At 43.1% G+C, this 887-nt stretch carries 2 protein-coding genes; one reads left to right on the forward strand and one right to left on the reverse strand.

Features of this window, described 5'->3' with window-relative positions; translation table 11 throughout:
- A partial coding sequence (locus A3756_RS20335; RefSeq protein WP_304438916.1) for a nitrilase-related carbon-nitrogen hydrolase occupies positions 1-250 on the forward strand: 250 nt, incomplete at its 5' end.
- A gap of 6 nt (positions 251-256) precedes the next feature.
- Here A3756_RS20335 and yjgA read toward each other — a convergent pair.
- Positions 257-781 carry a ribosome biogenesis factor YjgA gene (gene yjgA, locus A3756_RS20340; RefSeq protein ID WP_068508115.1) on the reverse strand — a complete coding sequence of 175 codons (525 nt, stop codon included), beginning with the start codon at positions 779-781 and terminating at the stop codon, positions 257-259.
- Positions 782-887: the final 106 nt, after the last annotated feature.

Genomic DNA, 887 nt, shown 5'->3' on the forward strand with positions numbered 1-887 from the left:
AAAAACCGGTCAAGCTCATTGGGAGTTATTGTTGCGTGCGCGAGCTATTGAAAACCAGTGCTTTGTTATTGCTGCAAATCAGGGTGGAGAGCATAGCCGTGGGCGTAAAACTTGGGGACAGAGTATGATCATCGACCCTTGGGGAAACATATTAAACCAGCTCGGCAAAGGAGCTGGTATTTGTAGTGCGAATTTGGATTTTAAAGGCTTGAATAAAATTCGCGCAGCGATGCCGCTATTTTCAAGTTAGCTGGCTTTACTCAATATCTTGAGTAATCGTTCGAATATATTGAAACAGCTTTTTACCCGCGCCAGTATTCTTTTGCTGGTCGTGATCTTTCTTAGCGTTGCGAACGAGCGCTCTCAGGTGTTGTACGTCTGTATCAGGGTTGTCGGAAATAAAATTACTAAGCACATCATTTCCACCGCTAATCAAACGGTCTCTCCAGGACTCCATTTGGTGAAGCTCTTGAGCATATCGTTGACTGCTGGAGTCAAACTGATCAATTGCGAACTGAATCGCTTCAGCGTCTTCTGCGCGCATTAGCTTACCAATGAATTGAAGGTGCCGCCTTTTCGCCTCATTTTGACGAATATTGTAGGACTCTTTTATTGCATGAGTCAGATCTTCACTCATTGGCACTTTTTTTAGCTGAGCTGGCTTTAGTTCAGTAAGTTTTCGGCCTAAAGCCTGGAGTGCTTCCATCTCGCGCTTGACCTGACTTTTACTTTTCTCAAATTCTAGATCATCTTCGTCGTGGTATTGGTCAAAATCGCTCATTACTTTGGTACCTGTATGGTATAACAAAAAAATATATTAATGGAGTCTTACTAGTTCGCGTAGGCAAAAGTTGCCAAGCCCAAGAATGACAAAAAGCCTACAACAT

This window comes from Oleiphilus sp. HI0086, from assembly GCF_001635225.1.